This window comes from Fictibacillus fluitans, assembly GCF_030418125.1.
GTDB classification, from domain to species: domain Bacteria; phylum Bacillota; class Bacilli; order Bacillales; family Fictibacillaceae; genus Fictibacillus_C; species Fictibacillus_C fluitans.
On the sequence record NZ_JAUHTR010000003.1, the window covers coordinates 150531 to 167396 of the forward strand.

Annotated in this window: 12 protein-coding genes, 1 tRNA gene and 2 riboswitches; of the genes, 12 read left to right on the plus strand and 1 reads right to left on the minus strand. The window is 39.7% G+C overall.

Features of this window, described 5'->3' with window-relative positions; translation table 11 throughout:
• Window positions 1-170: 170 nt before the first annotated feature.
• From hsdR to QYB97_RS08005, 4 genes are all read left to right on the plus strand, one after another.
• Window positions 171-3380, plus strand: coding sequence for a type I restriction-modification system endonuclease (hsdR, locus tag QYB97_RS07990; protein WP_301165458.1), 3210 nt, complete (start codon window positions 171-173; stop codon window positions 3378-3380).
• Between the two features lie 110 nt (window positions 3381-3490).
• Complete coding sequence (locus tag QYB97_RS07995; RefSeq protein ID WP_301165459.1) at window positions 3491-4921, plus strand: class I SAM-dependent DNA methyltransferase; 1431 nt, start codon at window positions 3491-3493, stop codon at window positions 4919-4921.
• Complete coding sequence (locus QYB97_RS08000) at window positions 4918-6315, plus strand: restriction endonuclease subunit S (protein WP_301165460.1); 1398 nt, start codon at window positions 4918-4920, stop codon at window positions 6313-6315. Before QYB97_RS07995 ends, QYB97_RS08000 begins: the two co-directional genes overlap by 4 nt.
• 699 nt (window positions 6316-7014) lie before the next feature.
• Window positions 7015-8373 (plus strand): RNA-dependent RNA polymerase family protein, encoded by a 1359-nt coding sequence (locus tag QYB97_RS08005; protein WP_301165461.1) that lies wholly within the window; start codon window positions 7015-7017, stop codon window positions 8371-8373.
• Between the two features lie 151 nt (window positions 8374-8524).
• Here QYB97_RS08005 and QYB97_RS08010 read toward each other — a convergent pair whose 3' ends face one another.
• Entirely contained in the window at window positions 8525-9370 is an 846-nt protein-coding gene (locus tag QYB97_RS08010) for a hypothetical protein (RefSeq protein ID WP_301165462.1), read from the minus strand.
• A 108-nt stretch (window positions 9371-9478) separates the two neighbouring features.
• Between QYB97_RS08010 and QYB97_RS08015 the strand changes: the two genes are divergently transcribed.
• The 8 genes from QYB97_RS08015 to QYB97_RS08050 all read left to right on the plus strand — a co-directional run bounded on the left by QYB97_RS08015 (window position 9479) and on the right by QYB97_RS08050 (window position 16844).
• Window positions 9479-9554, plus strand: a tRNA-Arg gene (locus QYB97_RS08015).
• Between the two features lie 173 nt (window positions 9555-9727).
• Window positions 9728-10627, plus strand: coding sequence for a heme o synthase (cyoE, locus tag QYB97_RS08020; protein WP_301165463.1), 900 nt, complete (start codon window positions 9728-9730; stop codon window positions 10625-10627).
• Window positions 10628-10804: 177 nt separating this feature from the next.
• The gene (locus QYB97_RS08025) at window positions 10805-12004 is read left to right on the plus strand and encodes an ATP-grasp domain-containing protein (RefSeq protein ID WP_301165464.1); all 1200 of its coding nucleotides are present in this window, start codon (window positions 10805-10807) and stop codon (window positions 12002-12004) included.
• A gap of 107 nt (window positions 12005-12111) precedes the next feature.
• Complete coding sequence (locus QYB97_RS08030; protein WP_301165465.1) at window positions 12112-12555, plus strand: YflT domain-containing protein; 444 nt, start codon at window positions 12112-12114, stop codon at window positions 12553-12555.
• Between the two features lie 104 nt (window positions 12556-12659).
• Window positions 12660-12781, plus strand: a riboswitch (SAM riboswitch).
• Window positions 12782-12861: 80 nt separating this feature from the next.
• Window positions 12862-12972: riboswitch (SAM riboswitch) on the plus strand.
• An 88-nt stretch (window positions 12973-13060) separates the two neighbouring features.
• Window positions 13061-14092, plus strand: coding sequence for a methionine ABC transporter ATP-binding protein (locus QYB97_RS08035; protein ID WP_301165466.1), 1032 nt, complete (start codon window positions 13061-13063; stop codon window positions 14090-14092).
• Window positions 14082-14744 (plus strand): methionine ABC transporter permease, encoded by a 663-nt coding sequence (locus tag QYB97_RS08040; RefSeq protein WP_301165467.1) that lies wholly within the window; start codon window positions 14082-14084, stop codon window positions 14742-14744. Before QYB97_RS08035 ends, QYB97_RS08040 begins: the two co-directional genes overlap by 11 nt.
• A 24-nt stretch (window positions 14745-14768) precedes the next feature.
• Window positions 14769-15599: a MetQ/NlpA family ABC transporter substrate-binding protein gene (locus tag QYB97_RS08045; RefSeq protein ID WP_301165698.1), complete on the plus strand. Its 831-nt coding sequence runs from the start codon at window positions 14769-14771 to the stop codon at window positions 15597-15599.
• A 24-nt stretch (window positions 15600-15623) separates the two neighbouring features.
• The gene (locus tag QYB97_RS08050; protein WP_301165468.1) at window positions 15624-16844 is read left to right on the plus strand and encodes a M20 family metallopeptidase; all 1221 of its coding nucleotides are present in this window, start codon (window positions 15624-15626) and stop codon (window positions 16842-16844) included.
• The last annotated feature ends 22 nt before the right edge of the window (window positions 16845-16866 follow it).

A 16866-nucleotide genomic window follows, 5' to 3' on the forward strand; every position in this document is an offset into this window, starting at 1 on the left:
ACAATGTCAATGTGCAAATAATATAATCATCTCTGGTATTTTTGTTAAACAAAAAACTACTTTTCGATCCAAACAAGTAATACCTAAGAAATAACCGTTCCCTTTAACCAATTTTTGTATGAGTATAGTATAATGAACGCATCTAAACTATTGGAAAATGGTGATGAAAATTGGAGAGTAATTTTGCTTTTTTTCGAGGGAAATGGGATGTACTTGCGAATTTAGGTGAGACAGCAGAAAAAAATCTATATCAAGACCCCCATACTACTGTGATGAAACTCCGATTGTTCGCTGAAACAGTAGCGAAGTTTGTTTTAGCATCTGATAATATTATTGAAGTCTATGGTACTTCTCAGGTAAATCGTATTAATACGATGCGGAGAGAAGGCTTAATTGAAGCTGAACTTATTGATATATTTGAAACGCTTCGTCTGGAGGGTAATATTGCCATGCATGAAGCGGGTTATGAAAAAACGGAAGAAGCTAAATCATTGTTGCATTTGGCTTTTCGCTTATCTGTTTGGTTTATGGAGGTTTACGGTAATTGGAATTTTCAAGCACCAACATATCAAGAACCTGAAGAAAAGGAAAGTCATGACATTCATAAGCTCCAACAAGAATATGAAATGAAAGTTACCCAACTTGAAAAGGAACTAGAAACTCTTCGTGCAAAAGCAGAAACTGAAGGAGCAGAAGCAAAGGCAAAACGTAAAAAGATAACCAAAAAATTTGTCAGGAACAATAGGTTAACTGAGGCCGAGACCAGGTCAATTATTGATGAGAAATTACGTGCTGCTGGATGGGAAGCCGACACATTAATGTTAAATAGCCAAAAACATGGAACTATGCCAGTTAAGAATCGTAAAATGGCTATTGCTGAATGGAAAGTTGAGGGCGGAAGAGCTGATTATGCTCTATTTATAGGCTTGAAATTAGTCGGGTTGATCGAAGCTAAAGCTAAGCACAAAACGATACCAAGTGCGTTAGAAAGCCAAACTAAGGTATATGCTAAAAATATTAAGCAGATAAAGGATGAAGTTATCACGGAAACGAGTGGTGACTATAAAGTCCCGTTTCTTTACGCAACAAATGGAAGACGGTATTTAAAACAGCTACAAGAAGAATCGGGAATTTGGTTCTGGGATTCTCGTAAGCCATTGGAGTATGCTCGGCCATTAGAGGGTTGGCACTCTCCAGAGGATTTAGAGCTATTACTAAGTCAAGCTGACCAGGATGCAAACAAAAACCTCCAAGAAGAGGATATTACCAAGTTTGGTTTAAGACCTTATCAACAAAGGGCTGTGCTTTCTGCTGAAGAGGTTTTGATTGAAGGAAAGAAGAGAAGAATGCTAATTGCTATGGCAACAGGAACTGGTAAGACTCGAACCGCTATAGCATTAATGTATCGTCTAATAAAAACTAAAAAATGTCGTCGAATTCTTTTTTTAGTAGACCGTAATTCATTAGGAAAACAAACTCAGGATGCACTCAAAGACACAAAGATTGAGGGATTATCGTTTACAGATATATATGACGTAAAATCTTTGGATGATTTAGAGCCAGAAGTTTCTACTAAAGTTCATATTGCTACTATTCAAGGAATGGTTAAACGACTCTTCTACAATAACAACTCAAATATGCCAAGCGTAGGACAATATGATTTTATTATCGTTGATGAAGCTCATCGAGGCTACACAAGTGACCGGGAAATGTCCGATGAAGAATTCGAATTTAGAGACCAAGATGACTATATTAGCCAGTATAGGCGGGTAATTGATTATTTCGATGCTGCTTGTTTGGGGTTAACGGCAACGCCTGCGCTCCACACAACAGATATTTTTGGAATGCCTATATACAAATATTCTTATAGTGAAGCGGTTCTAGAAGGATTTTTGGTAGACCATGAACCTCCATATCTATTTAAGACAGAACTATCACAAGCTGGCATTACATTTGAAAAGGATGAAGAAGTAGAAGTATATGATGTGGATGAAGGAGAAGTCACATTAGAAAAGATGGAGGATACCCTTCATTTTGATGTAGAACAATTTAACAAAAGAGTGATCACTCCACCATTTAACAAAGCGATATTAGATAAATTAGTGGATTATATTGATCCTACAAGCAGGGAAAAGACGTTAATATTTGCAGCTACTGATCAACATGCAGATTTAATTGTTCGGTTATTAAAAGAAGCTTTCAAAGAGCGTGGGGATGAGGTAGAAGACGACGCTATAATGAAAATCACAGGGTATATCTATAAGCCTCTTGAAGCGATTAAAAGGTTGAAAAATGAACGTCTCCCAAATATAGTGGTGACAGTAGATTTACTGACTACTGGTATAGATGTTCCTGCGATAACAAATCTTGTTTTTTTGAGGAGAATTCAATCTCGAATACTGTATGATCAAATGCTAGGACGAGCAACACGATTGTGTCCTGAGATAGGAAAAACCCACTTTAACATTTATGATGCAGTAAGTATTTATGATAAGCTGAAAAAATATACAGAGATGAAACCTGTTGTTAAGCAACAAAGTTATACTATCACTGACCTGTATCACTCACTGACCCAATCTTCAACAGAAGAAGAATCTTCATATTTTAGGGAGCAACTGGTGGCTAAAATTCAGCGTCGTAAACAAAAGTTGAATGAAGAGGGAAAGCAGAAATTTGAAGAATTATCAAAAGGTAAACCTATCGATGAATGGGTGAAAGAAGTCCAAAATTATTCTCCAAAAGAAGCAAAAGAAAATAATATACTGTTTGAATACCTTGAAACATATCGAGTAAAAGGAGATAAACGTTACATTTCCAATAAACAAGATAAGATATATGACGTTATACGTGGCTATGGGGAAGGGAATAATCGCCCTGAAGATTATTTGGATGGTTTTGTTCGTTTCATTCAGGAGAATCTAAATGAAATACCTGCTCTTCAACTTGTTTGTTCACGTCCCAGAGATCTGACCAGAAAAGACTTGAGAGAGTTGATTTCCATACTTGAGACAAAAGGCTATAAACAGTCTCATTTACAATCTGCTTGGAAACAAACGAAAAATGAAGACATTGCCGCAGATATTATTAGTTTTATTCGTCAAGCTGCATTGGGCGAAGCTCTAGTTGATCACGGCACTCGTATAAGACAAGCAATGCAAAAGGTATATTCATTGAACGACTGGACACCAAGACAAAAGAAATGGCTGGAGCGAATTGAAAAGCAACTAATACAAATACCAGTACTAGCTCCAAATTCACAAGATGCATTTTCTGAAGAACCATTCCTAAGTCAGGGAGGTTACAAGGTTCTTAAAAGGGAATTTGGGGACTCCATAGATAAAGTAGTAAATACAATAAATCAGAACCTATACATTAGTTGAAGTTTGCCTCTTTTGGGAGGCTTTTATTTGTTATAATGGGAATTCGGCTACTATATTAAATGTTAATAATGAACTATAGATATTTTTGGAAAAGATCTGGAGGATGGAGAATGAACAACCAAGAAATTGTACAGAAATTATGGAGTTTATGTAACGTATTGCGAGATGACGGTATTACATATCACCAATATGTAACGGAATTAACATATTTATTGTTTTTAAAAATGATGAAGGAACAGCAAAGTGAGGCAGTTATTCCAGAAGGGTACCGCTGGGACAATTTACTTGAAAAGGAAGGATTAGAGCTTAAAACGTTTTATCAGCACTTGCTGTTAGAACTAGGAAGCAACGAAAACGATAGATTAAGGCTTATTTATGCAGACTCATCTACTAGCATTTCGGAGCCTAAAAATATGGAGAAAATTATTAAGTCTATAGATGCTCTTGATTGGTATAATGCCAAGGAAGAAGGGCTGGGTGATTTATACGAGGGTCTTCTGGAAAAGAATGCAAGTGAAACTAAATCTGGAGCAGGACAATACTTTACTCCAAGGGTGCTTATTGATGCTATCGTGCAGCTTGTAGATCCTAAGGTAGGAGAACGCTGTAATGACCCTGCAGCAGGAACATTCGGGTTCATGATTGCTGCAGATCGCTATCTAAAAAACAAAACAGATGACTATTTTGATCTTGATCCTAAAGATGCTGAATTTCAAAAGAAAGAAGCATTTACAGGAATGGAATTGGTAAAGGATACACATCGTCTCGCTCTAATGAATGCGCTCCTTCATAATATGGAAGGGCGTATGGAACATGGTGATTCACTTTCAAATAACGGAAAGTGGATGAAGGACTTTGATGTTATTTTAACAAACCCTCCCTTTGGAATGAAAAAAGGAGGAGAAAGAGTTTCACGAGATGATTTAACTTTCGAAACATCAAATAAACAGCTGAATTTCCTACAGCTTATTTATAATGCGTTAAAAGCTAATGGGAAGGCACGGGCGGCAGTTGTATTACCAGATAATGTTTTATTTGAAAGTGGTGTCGGTACACAAATACGCCGTGATTTAATGAACAAATGCCATCTACACACTATATTACGATTACCAACAGGCATTTTTTATGCACAAGGTGTTAAAACAAATGTCTTATTCATCACAAGGGGAACAACAGACAAAGATAACACGAGCGACGTTTGGGTTTATGATCTTCGTACAAATATGTCTTCATTTGGGAAACGTAATCCATTAACTATGGCTCACTTTGAAAACTTCATGAAAGCCTATTTGGCTGAAGACCGCTCTAAAATAGATGATAAACGTTGGAACAAGTTCACAAGAGAAGAAATTGCAAAAAAGAACGATAACTTGGATATTGGTCTTATTGTTGATGAATCGTTATCGTCATATGAAAACTTACCAGATCCAATTGAATCAGCAGAAGAAGTAATTTCAAAATTGCAACAAGCAATAGAATTGTTAAGTGAAGTTGTGGTTGAACTTCGAGAAATGGATGGAGACCAGGGAGTTATACTATGACTAAGAAATATAAGACTTTTGATGAGGTGTTGGAAAGTTCTTTAGTTTCAGAAGAAGACCAACCTTATGAAATTCCTGAGAATTGGGTATGGGTTAAGCTTGGTAGTATAATAGAATTAGCATATGGTAAGTCCTTGCCTAATACCAAGCGAAGTGGTGAAGGATTTCCGGTCTATGGTTCTAATGGGGTAGTTGGATACCATGAAGATTACTTAATAGAAGGCCCAGTAATAGTTATTGGACGAAAAGGATCACATGGAGAAGTTAATTGGTATGAACAATCAGGATGGCCAATTGATACAACTTACTACGTCAAAGTTAATAAGAAAGTTTCATACAAATTCATTTATTATTTGCTTTTAACTGTGAATTTAAAGGGACTAAATAGATCCACAGCAATTCCAGGATTAAACAGAGAAGATGCGTATGATCAAAATATTGCCCTACCACCAATAAATGAACAAAAACGAATTATTGAAAAAGTCGAGCGGCTGTTAAATAAAATTGAAGAAGCAGAGCAATTGGTAGAGGAAGCGAAGAAAACTTTTGAACTTCGTCGAGCGGCTATTTTAGATAAGGCATTTCGGGGGGGATTAACTAGGAAATGGAGAGAGGAAAATCTTGGAGGTATTTTAAGGGGATCTGAACCAAGAAGTGCAGTAATCGCTAATAAAAAAAGTATAAAACTTAATAGCCAAATGTCTGATATAAGTATACCAGATACTTGGGAATGGGTATTATCTAATGTACTATTTTCTTTTGTAACTAGCGGTTCTAGAGGCTGGGCTAAATATTATAGTGATGAAGGTGATTTGTTTCTTAGGGTAGGTAATCTAAATCACGAAACAATAGATATCGATTTGACTGGTCAGCAAAAGGTGAATTTACCTGAAGGAACTGAAGGGACTAGAACACTCGTCCAAGAAGGTGATATCTTAGTATCTATAACTGCTGATGTTGGTAGAATTGCTGTAGTTCCAAAAAAATTTCCAAAAGCTTATATTAATCAGCACATTGCTTTAGCAAGACCTTCTAGTGGCTACTGTATTGAATATGTTGCATGGTTTTTATCATCTAGGAATGGAGGAAGACTTCAATTTGATAGGCTTCAAAGAGGTGCTACAAAAGCAGGTTTAGGACTTAATGATATCAAAAGTGTATGGATACCAATTCCACTATTAGATGAACAATATGAAATAGTTCGTAAGATAAAAAGTGCTTTTAATAAGTTTGAGGTAGTCGAGAAAAGTTTAAATAAAACCCTAAATGTATGTGAGGAATTAAAAATTTCTATTCTATCCAAAGCATATAAAGGTAAAATTGGTACAAATGATCTTAGTGAAGAGAATGCCCTGGAATTGTTGAAAAAAGTTATCAGAGAACAAGTGATATAATGCTAAAAAAGACATCCGAATTTATTGGATGTCTTTTTTCTGAGATTTAAATAATAATAAAAACACCACTTATTTATCGCAGAGTTTGAACTTTATATGATTGTAGAACGTATACAAGAAGGGAAGGCTCTTGCTAAAAAAGCAGCAGATAAGGAAGACCAAGAAAGAATAAGACAACAGCAGTAACAGACGGTAGGCACGGATCCCCATTTTCTAAATTTTTCAAGTTGTTAGCAACGGTAGGCTACTAGGTAGGTATACCAAAACGAAAAAGTAATTCGAATCATTTAACTTAATAAAATTTAGGTTGTATTATTGTTATTTGTGTTCTTAGTGTATATTATGTAAATTCGCAAGAGGACTTAAATAGATATGATGTCAACTTAAACCATATTTATCCTTGGGAAATTAATGAATTTATGGTATGATTAAATTGTCTCACAGAATGTGCTGTGAGGGAGATTGGTGAACTGTTGTCAAGCTGAACCCATTGATGGCTTCTTGCTGTAACCACCCAGCAGGTTAACGCTATGGCTAATGCTAAGCAACAATGCATATGGACATCAACACCTCCATTTGTATTCATTACCCAATCTACTATATATTCTATAGTATAACCTATAAGTGAAATTAGTAGTCCTAATGTGTCGAGAGATGCATTCGAAATTTTTTGAGTATGCTGGTGAGGGGTGACTGAATTTGGTTCAGAGTAATAGACTACGATTACAAACCCTCGCTGGCTCTGCCATAATTGATAAAAAGAAGTATTCCATCAAAAGATATACTCATTTTGACAACAAGAAAAAATTTGAAACAATTGAAAAAGATGTTATGAACCCGAGTTGGATCCAAAGGCATGGTTTTTTCCCGTTTATACATTATCAAATGAGCTTTTTCAAATATAGTAAGAAAAGTCGACAAAAAAAACCAAAGGTTCGGGATATATATTACGCATCCCACATAGATAGTTATATATATAAATACTATGGTGATATGCTGAATGATCACTATAATACTGTGGTAAATGAGTTAGGAATAAACGCTGTATCCACGGCCTATAGGAATAACTTTAGTGGAATGAGTAATATTCATTTCGCTAAAGAAGTGATTGATTTTATAAAAAGCTGTGAAAAAGCATTTATTTACGTTGCTGACTTCACATCCTTTTTCGATCATTTAGACCATAAACATTTGAAGAAGAAAATGAAAGATGTTTTGAATGTGAAGGTTTTGCCTCCAGACTATTACAATGTCTTTAAAAACATTACAAAATTTAGTTGGATAGAGCGAGAGGATATTGATGCCGCAATAACGGAAAAATATCCTGTTCATGACGAGAGGAAGAGGTTAAGTAGGTATTTTGGCGATAGGGAATTCAGAGAGTTTAAAAAGAATAAGGTCCACGTCAACAAAGAAGGATTTGGGATTCCTCAGGGTGCAGGAATAAGTTCGGTTTGTTCTAATATATACCTTTTAGACTTTGACAAGGAAATAAACGATTATGTTAGCCGCAATAAAGGAATTTATAGAAGATACAGTGACGATTTGATCATAGTTATACCTATTAAAGAAAGATTGCAACAAGAAGTCTTGGACAATCATGTGTTGTTTATTGATAGCATTAAGGATAAAACGCCCAATTTAATAATCCAAGAAGAAAAGACAGGTAAGTATATTTACATGAATGATAAGATACATGATGAACTACTAGAACCAGCTGTATTAGATTATCTAGGTTTTTGTTTTGATGGGAATAATGTGAAAATTCGAGAAAAAAGTCTTTTCAAGTTTTACAGTAGAGCTTATAAAAAAATTAAGCTCTGTAATTGGATGGCAAAAGAACAAAAAAGGAAAGTTTATAGGAGAAGCTTGTATAAAACATACTCTCATCTAGGAAAGAGAAGAAAAGGACATGGCAATTTTTTAAGTTATGTTTCAAGAGCGCAACGTATTTTTGATGAAAACAAAAGCACAACTAATTTAATGGAACAACAAGTAGTAAATCACTGGAAGTATATTGGACGTCGGTTGAAAAACCCTAATGAAAATTATAACTAATTAATCATTAAAAGACAGTAACTACAAGGAATGACTAGTTACTGTCTTTTAATTTGGTTCTATCTTTCCACAATAATTCAAGGAGTAAAAAACCGCCAAGTTGAGCTTCATTTTTGTATACGGTTTTACCTTTTTCATAAAAATGGGATGATTAAATTACTAACAGTCGTGCTACCTCCAATAAATCTGAATTTGGTATCGCATTTAATGTCATTAGGTTTAAACATAAATCCCCTAGTACAGTTAACTTTAATCCTGCAGGAATAACGTCATACCAGGCTAGCATAAACAGATTGTGATCTTCTTGTCTTGTACTGCTCCAATTCCCTTCACTTTGCTTAACTACCCCACATTCAATTAATCCTTGGCTTTGGAGGTCCACAATTTCTTGTCTTAATGAGATCGATTCAACGGGAAGTTTTCGTATTAGCTCTTGGTTATCTCTTAGTCGAATGTCACCTAATATAATCCCTAATAATGATTTATCTGCATTAACTAAACCTAATACACACAGTTGTCTGTAAGATAGATGATGTGCAATTCTTAAGATGTGGTTAGCTTCGCCAAGTGAAATTGGAAGAAATACAGAATTACTGAAGATATTAGCAATATACACTACTTTCTTTTCTTCATGCTCGTTTTTAGATCTTAACAATACACCTTCAAAGAGTTCTTCAGAATAAGATCTGGAATTCATTTTCAAATCAAAAAAATCATCATCTCGAAGAGGTTGACCACTTTTCATTCTTTCGCTGATATTTACAATTGTTTGTGCAGCAGCAGCTCCAGTCCTTACTTTTTCACGATTAGATAGATATTTTTCAGTTGCATCAACTAAACCTTTGGATATTCCTGCTCTCACCGCTCCTAGTGTAACTGCTAATATTGGATTGGCAGCTATTAACCCTATAGCAGCCCCTGCAGCACCTCCCGCTATTTCTGCTCCCAAACTAATCAGGTATGTTGCTTTTTCTCCCTTTTTAGATTCGTTATTCAATTTCTTTCTCCTTTAGTTAAAGATGCTTTTAATATAGACCGTTATCCTGTATAATACAAAAGCGAACCAAGAAAAATGACAAATGCTGATACGACAGTGTTTTAGGCTGGCTCCGTAGCTCAGTGGATAGAGCGTCGGTTTCCTAAACCGTGCGTCGCAGGTTCGATTCCTGCCGGGGCCGCCACTAGATCAATTAATAACTGGCAGCTCGGTGCTGTCTTTTTTTATGCTTTTACCGGCATAATATGAACGTTTTCTGAACACTGTAAGAACTTAATGTGACATTTATCACAAACATGTGTTAGTTCTGTTAGAATAGAGTCATACTAATGATAGATATGAAAAGATGGTGATCTTATGGGTGAAAATGCTCAACAAAGCATTTTTAAAGACTATATAGAAATTACAAAGCCTGGTATTATCACTTCAAACTTATTGGGAACCATAGCAGGCTTTTGTATCGGTGCGAGAAACTTGTCTTCCAGTCTCAGTTTATGGGAGCTGTTCTTTTGGACGGTTCTTGGAACTGTTTTTGTTATCGGGTCATCTGCCATCGTTAACAATGTTTACGATGCGGATATCGATAAGCACATGGAACGGACAAAAAACCGCCCGATTACCAATGGAAGAATTCCAAAACGGAATGCTATTTTGCTTTCCGTTGCAATGATTGTGATCGGCGAGCTGATTTTGGGCTTGTTTGTTAATCCGATTGCAGCATTGATAGGCTTTATAGGATTTGTGTTTTACGGTTTTGTATACACGATGTCCAAGCGTGTAACCGTGGTGAACACGGAAATTGGCTGTATTTCAGGCGCTACCCCGCCGATTATCGGATATACGGCTGTCACCGGGAACTTTGATTTAATTGCATTGCTTCTGTTTGTGTTTATGTTTGCATGGCAGCCTCCTCATTTCTTTGCTCTTGCCATGAAGCGTGCGGAAGAATATAAGAGTGTCAACGTTCCTATGCTGCCAAACAAGGTGGGCTTTAAGCAAACAAAGGTTCATATTTTAATCTATACCGTGTTTGCCGTTGCCGCTTCACTGCTTCTGTATTTCTTTAATGTTTTGGGCCTCTGGTATCTGATTGTTGCAGGCATTTTGGGAGCAGTCTTCCTGTTCCGAGCGATCCAGTCCTTTAAATTTAAAGAAAAAGAAAGTGAACTGGTCTGGTCCGGTAAGATGTTCAAGTTTTCCATTATGTATTTAACCTTAATGTTTGTGACCATGATGTTTGCTCCGATTTTTGGATAAAAAAAGAATAAAAACCCCTGTTTCGGCAAAAAAACCGGAGCAGGGGTTTTTTTATGGTAAAGTACAATAAATGGTTATTTTGCTTACTGGCTGAATTGGAAGCTTTTATAAGTTTAAGGGCATGATAAAAAAGGTATTTAACATGTAATTGAAGGCATGATCAGGAGGTACAAATGCATGCAGAAAAGTAAACCCATCATCGTTCCGCGTTACACCTTTTCAGAAATTTACGGGCCTGATTTAATTTTTAATCCCAGGCCATCGTTTGCCCATAATAAATGGATTCCTGATTGTCCGGTTAAGCTCGATTTACTCACTGGCAGCCAGTTTGCCGTGATGGGAGATATGCCGGTCATTTGCAGCCGGTCCGTGACCACCAGGCAGGCGGCTGATTTGTATGAGAGGGCCGGATTGCAGCTTCGTTTTCCCATGCATTATTACTCCACTGAAACGGATTACCGAAACTTATTCAAACGGCTGGAAGACGAACGGAAACGGATGGTGATCCAGCATATCCATCCAGAGGAAGAAATGTCATCTGTAAACTACTGGATCGATCCAAAGCTTGTTCAGTTTTTGAACAATAAAGCCAATCTTGAAGAACTGGTGCCGGAGGGACATGCTCCCAAGCGAGTGAGCACCACCGCTGCCCAGATGCATGAGCACCTTGAGGCTTTTCCTTTCCCATGTGTTGTGAAAGCAGCGACCAATGAAGCAAATGCCGCAGGATTTGATGTATTTATCTGCAGAACGGATGAAGATATCGAAAAGGCAGAAAAGTTTTTTGAAACCTGCGAAGGCATCGTAATCGAGGAATATCTGGAGATTGAGCACAATTACTGCGTTCAGTTTGCCTGCACGTTTGATGAAAAATTAATTTATCTTGGCAGCACTGTTCAAAATATTGATGAAAACGCAAAATATAAAGGAAACTGGGTGGACGAAGACTCCGAGCCTGACAGCGAAGTGATTAAAATCGGCCGCCGCATTATGGAAGAGGGCTGTAAGAGAGGCTACAGGGGAATTGCCGGCTTTGATATTGCTGTTACAGCGGATGGCAGGATGATTGCATTTGATTTGAATTACCGAGTCAATGGTTCAACAGCCGCTCTGCTATTAAAAGACAGCATCACTGAGCAGCTCGGGAAAAAGGTGGTCAAATATGTATCCTGGAAATCAGCCGGCGGAATTGAACCGTTATATGATATGGTAAAGCAGGCTATTGAAGATGGATATTTTGTGCCCCTCTCCATCTATGACGGGAGCGACAGCCCCTATGAAGATGCGGATACCCTGATTCAGGGATTGGTCCTCGGAGACAGCCGTTATGAGGCCGATCAAAAAGAACATATTTTTCAGCGGGCAGGCATCTCCTGATTCCGGCAAAAAAACTCCTTCCAGGAGTTTTTTTTGTGATTGTTTAGTGAAGAAGGGTTAGGGTAATTACTAGATAGAGAGCTATACGGAATAAAGGAGGATATGCAATGAGTAAAATGGTAATCGGTGTATATGATTCAGAACGGGAAGCGATTGAACGCATTCAGGCATTGGTTGATCAGGGCTACAGAGCGAAGGATATCTCCATTCTTGCTAAAGATGACGAGCCAATGGACCGGGTTGCAGAGAAAACCAATGTTTCGGAAGAACATCTGGACGAAGATGTAAATAACGCAGCCTATGGCACGATCGCCGGGTTCCTTTCCGGCATTGGAGGAGCCATTGCGGTTCCAGGTCTTGGCGTACCGGGAATAGGACCACTTCTGGCAGCAGGACCGTTTGCATCCATGTTTTCGGATGATTCTGAGGAGGATTTAAAAGAACTCTTAATGTCCCTTGATTTGTCCGAACGAACAGCAGACCGTTATGTTCAGAAAATCGAAGAGGGAAGTATTATGGTTTTTCTCGAAAAGGAAGCCATAAAGCTTTAAGATCAAGCAGTACATAGTTAAATTCCAAGCGGACAGCTCGGAAAACAGTTGACAAATAGAAATTCCGGGTATATGATAGAGCACATCAAGTAAATATGACGTATTTCTTATCCAGAGAGGTGGAGGGACATGGCCCTTTGAAACCTCGGCAGCGGGTTTTTCATTTAGTTGAAAAAACACTGTGCCAATTCCACCAGGTACCCAAACAAGACCTGGAAGATAAGAAGAGCAAAATTCTTTATTTTGGAATTAACATTCTCTTCTTGTCTTGGAAGAGAATTTTTTATTGCAAAAAAACTGAATGTTTTCTTATCCAGAGAGGTGGAGGGACTGGCCCTTTGAAACCTCGGCAGCGGGTTTCCGGCAAACGGAAATACTGTGCCAATTCCGGCAAGCATGATGCTTGGGAGATAAGAAGAGAAGCTTAAATAACTTTTATTGGCCTCTTCTTGTGTTCACAAGAAGAGGTTTTTTTGTTGGAGCAGTACAAAGGGGGAACACACGATTGATTCGATTTGAAGAAGTTACGAAGATTTACGAGAGCGGTAAAAATGAAGTCAAAGCACTTAACAGCGTGAGCTTTGAAATAGAAAAAGGAGAGATTTACGGAGTGGTTGGGTACAGCGGTGCAGGAAAAAGCTCGCTGCTGCGGTGTGTCAACCTGCTTGAAAAGCCTACCTCCGGACGGGTGCTGGTAGACGGGGAAAACATGGCTGGACTTTCATCGAAGGAGCTCCGGAAAAAGCGAAAAAACATCGGGATGATTTTTCAGCATTTCAATCTGCTCAATGCAAAAACGGTGTTTGATAACATAGCAACACCTCTTTACCTTCAGGGTGAAAAAAAGAACGTGATTAAAGAAAAAGTAAACAATCTGCTTGAATTTGTCGGTCTTTCCGAACACGGTCATAAATACCCGGATCAGCTGTCAGGCGGCCAAAAGCAGCGGGTGGGCATTGCACGGGCCCTTTCCACGGATCCCGAGGTTCTGCTCTGTGACGAGGCGACCTCGGCGCTTGATCCGCAGACCACCTCCAGCATCCTTGAGCTGTTAAAAAAAATTAACAAGGAATACAACATCACCATCCTGCTGATCACCCATGAAATGAATGTCATCCGTGAAATATGCAGCTCGGTCGCGGTGATGGAGAAAGGGAAAGTGATTGAGAAGGGGAGCGTTTTCGAGGTCTTTTCCCGTCCGAAAACAGAAACCGCCCGCCGGTTTGTGAGCTCCGTCCTTCAGGATGAACTTCCTGATTCACTTAAAAACATCCTGAGGAACCAGGACAAAAATCATCAGGTGTTCCGGATTGTGTTTACAGGAGCTTCAACCGGGCAGCCGCTTTTATCACAAATCGCGAAAAAATTTGATGTTGATGTCAGTGTGCTGTATGGGCATGTTACCGAACTGCAGGATGTTCCATTCGGAAATCTCGTTGTTCAGCTGATTGGGGACGAACACGAAATCCGCAGGGCAGTCATTTTTGCCGGACAGGGTGAAGTGGAAGTAAGGGAGGTTATTGAACATGCAAGTTGATTGGGGTACATTCTGGGTCGATATCCTTGATGCCACCGGTGATACATTGATCATGGTCGGTATTTCGTTATTGGCATCAGCAGTGATCGGTGTTCTGCTTGGCGTTATCCTTGTCGTAACGAGAAAAGGACACATTCTTGAAAATCTGCCTGTTTTTAATGTGCTGAATGCCATTGTGAACGTTCTCCGTTCCATACCGTTTATCATTCTTATGGTAGCCATCATTCCGTTTACACGTCTGGTTGTGGGAACGTCCATCGGAACAGCGGCAGCGATCGTTCCGCTAATTGTTTATGCGGGACCCTATATCGCCAGGCTGGTGGAAAACAGCCTGCTGGAAATCGATCCGGGAATCGTGGAGGCGGCAGAAGCCATGGGTGCAACGCCATGGCAAACCATTTTCCGTATTCTGCTTCCGGAAGCTTTCAGTTCATTGATCCTGTCGTTGACGACTGCAACCATCGGATTGGTTGGTGCATCAGCGATGGCTGGTGCAGTAGGGGGAGGCGGTCTTGGTGACTTGGCCATTGCTTACGGATATCAGCGGTTTGATACGGACGTCATGATTGTAACGGTCGTTCTGCTCATTGTCCTGGTACAAGGGCTTCAAAGCTCAGGAAACGTGATTTCAAGAAGATTAAGAAGAAGATAGCGATAGAAAAGGGAGAGATACATGATGAAAAAATATTCACTTATCATTTTAGTCGTCGGGGTGCTGTTGTCGGCTTTCTTAAGCGGATGCAGCGGCGGAAGCAAAGAGGGACAGGAAAAAGTAAAAATGGGCATCAGCGGATCGGATAGCGATGTCTGGAAATACATTGCAGAAAAAGCTAAGAAAGAAGGAATCGATCTTGAGATTGTGGAGTTCTCCGATTATGTTCGTCCGAACCAGGCACTGGCAGACGGAGATATTGATGCAAACTCATTCCAGACCATTTCCTACTTTAATTCCTTTAAAAAGGAACACAAGCTGGATTTGGCACCGATTGCCACTACTGTAATCGCGCCGATGGGCGTCTATTCTGAAAAATACAAAGACATCAAGAAAATTCCGGATGGAGCGACTATTGCCCTTCCGAATGAAGCCACAAACATGGGCCGTGGACTGCTTCTCCTTCAAAGCGCCGGTCTCATCAAACTGGAGAAAAACTTTGACGGCAATGGAGATTTGAAGAAAGTCGTTGAGAACAAGAAGCATTTAAAGCTTAAACCTGTGGTTGCCGGTCAGACTCCGCGTGTGCTTCCTGATGTGGCAGCTTCCATTATCAATAATGGGGTAGCAGTTGATGCCGGAATGAATCCAAAGAAGGATGCCATTTATCTGGAAAGCAAGACAGCCAAGCCATATATCAACATTATTGCTGTCCGAACAGAAGATAAGAACAATAAGACGTTAAAGAAAATCGCGAAAATTTACCAATCCAAGGATACTGCAAAGAAAATCAATGAAATCTATAAGGGCGCAACCATCCCAACGTTCGTCCCACTAAGTGAAATAGGAGAATAAAAGAGAGAGAAAGGATCTGAGAAAATGACTGTTATCAGCCGTACTGTAGAGGAAATTCAAGAGCTTATCACTGTGAATGTAGAGGAGAATGCAGCATCATACATTGAGACCTCACATGAAATTCATGCAAATCCGGAAATCGGTAATGAGGAAATTTTAGCATCCAGACTTCTGACCTCATTGCTCGAACGAGAGGGATTCAAGGTGGAACGTGGTGTAGCAGGCCATGAAACAGCGTTTGTTGCCAGCAAAAAATCCGCACTGGACGGCCCCGCGATTGCGCTTCTGGCTGAATACGATGCGCTGCCGGGACTAGGCCATGCCTGCGGCCATAACATTATTGGAACCTCAAGTACGGCTGCGGCAATTGCTCTCGGATCTGTAATTGATGAAATTGGCGGTGAAGTCAGAGTGTTTGGCACGCCTGCTGAAGAAGGCGGGGAGAATGGAAGCGCCAAGGGCAGCTTTGTAAAACACGGGCTGCTTGAAGACACCGATGCGGCCCTGATGTTCCACCCGGGGAATGCCAACCGTATTACAGGAACATCTCTCGCGGTTGATCCGCTCGATTTTGAGTATATCGGAAAACCGGCCCATGCGGCATCGGCACCGGAAAAGGGCATCAATGCCCTGGATGCGGTCATTCAGCTGTTTGTCGGAATCAATGCACTCAGGCAGCATGTACCGGATGACGTGAAAATTCACGGGATCATTACCCATGGCGGAGATGCGCCGAACATTGTTCCGGAGTATGCAAAAGCCCGTTTTTACATCCGGGCCGCCACACGCGCCAAGCTGAACGAGGTAACGAAAAAGGTAAAAGGGATTGCGGAAGGTGCTGCTCTTGCCACAGGCGCAACATTGAATGTCATTGCTTTTCAAAATCAGGTCGATAACCTTTTATTGAACCGTTCCTTTGACAAAGTATTTCAGGAACAGCTCGAAAGCCTTGGTGCTCAAGTTGACAGCTCGCACCGCAGCGGGCTTGGATCCACGGATGCCGGCAATATCAGCCAGGTGGTTCCAACTATTCATCCTTACTTGCAAATTGGGCCTGAGAGCCTTGTAGGACATACGGATGAGTTTCGCGAGGCAGCCATTTCACCGGCAGGAGACCGTGCACTCATTCTCGGAGCAAAGGCACTGGCGTTAACCGCATTGAAGCTTTTCACGGATAAAGACGTGCTTGCCGGCATTAAGCAGGAATTTGAAGTGAATAAACTAAAGGAACTTGCTTCCGTTTAAGATCTGTTGTTTAGCCTCCCGG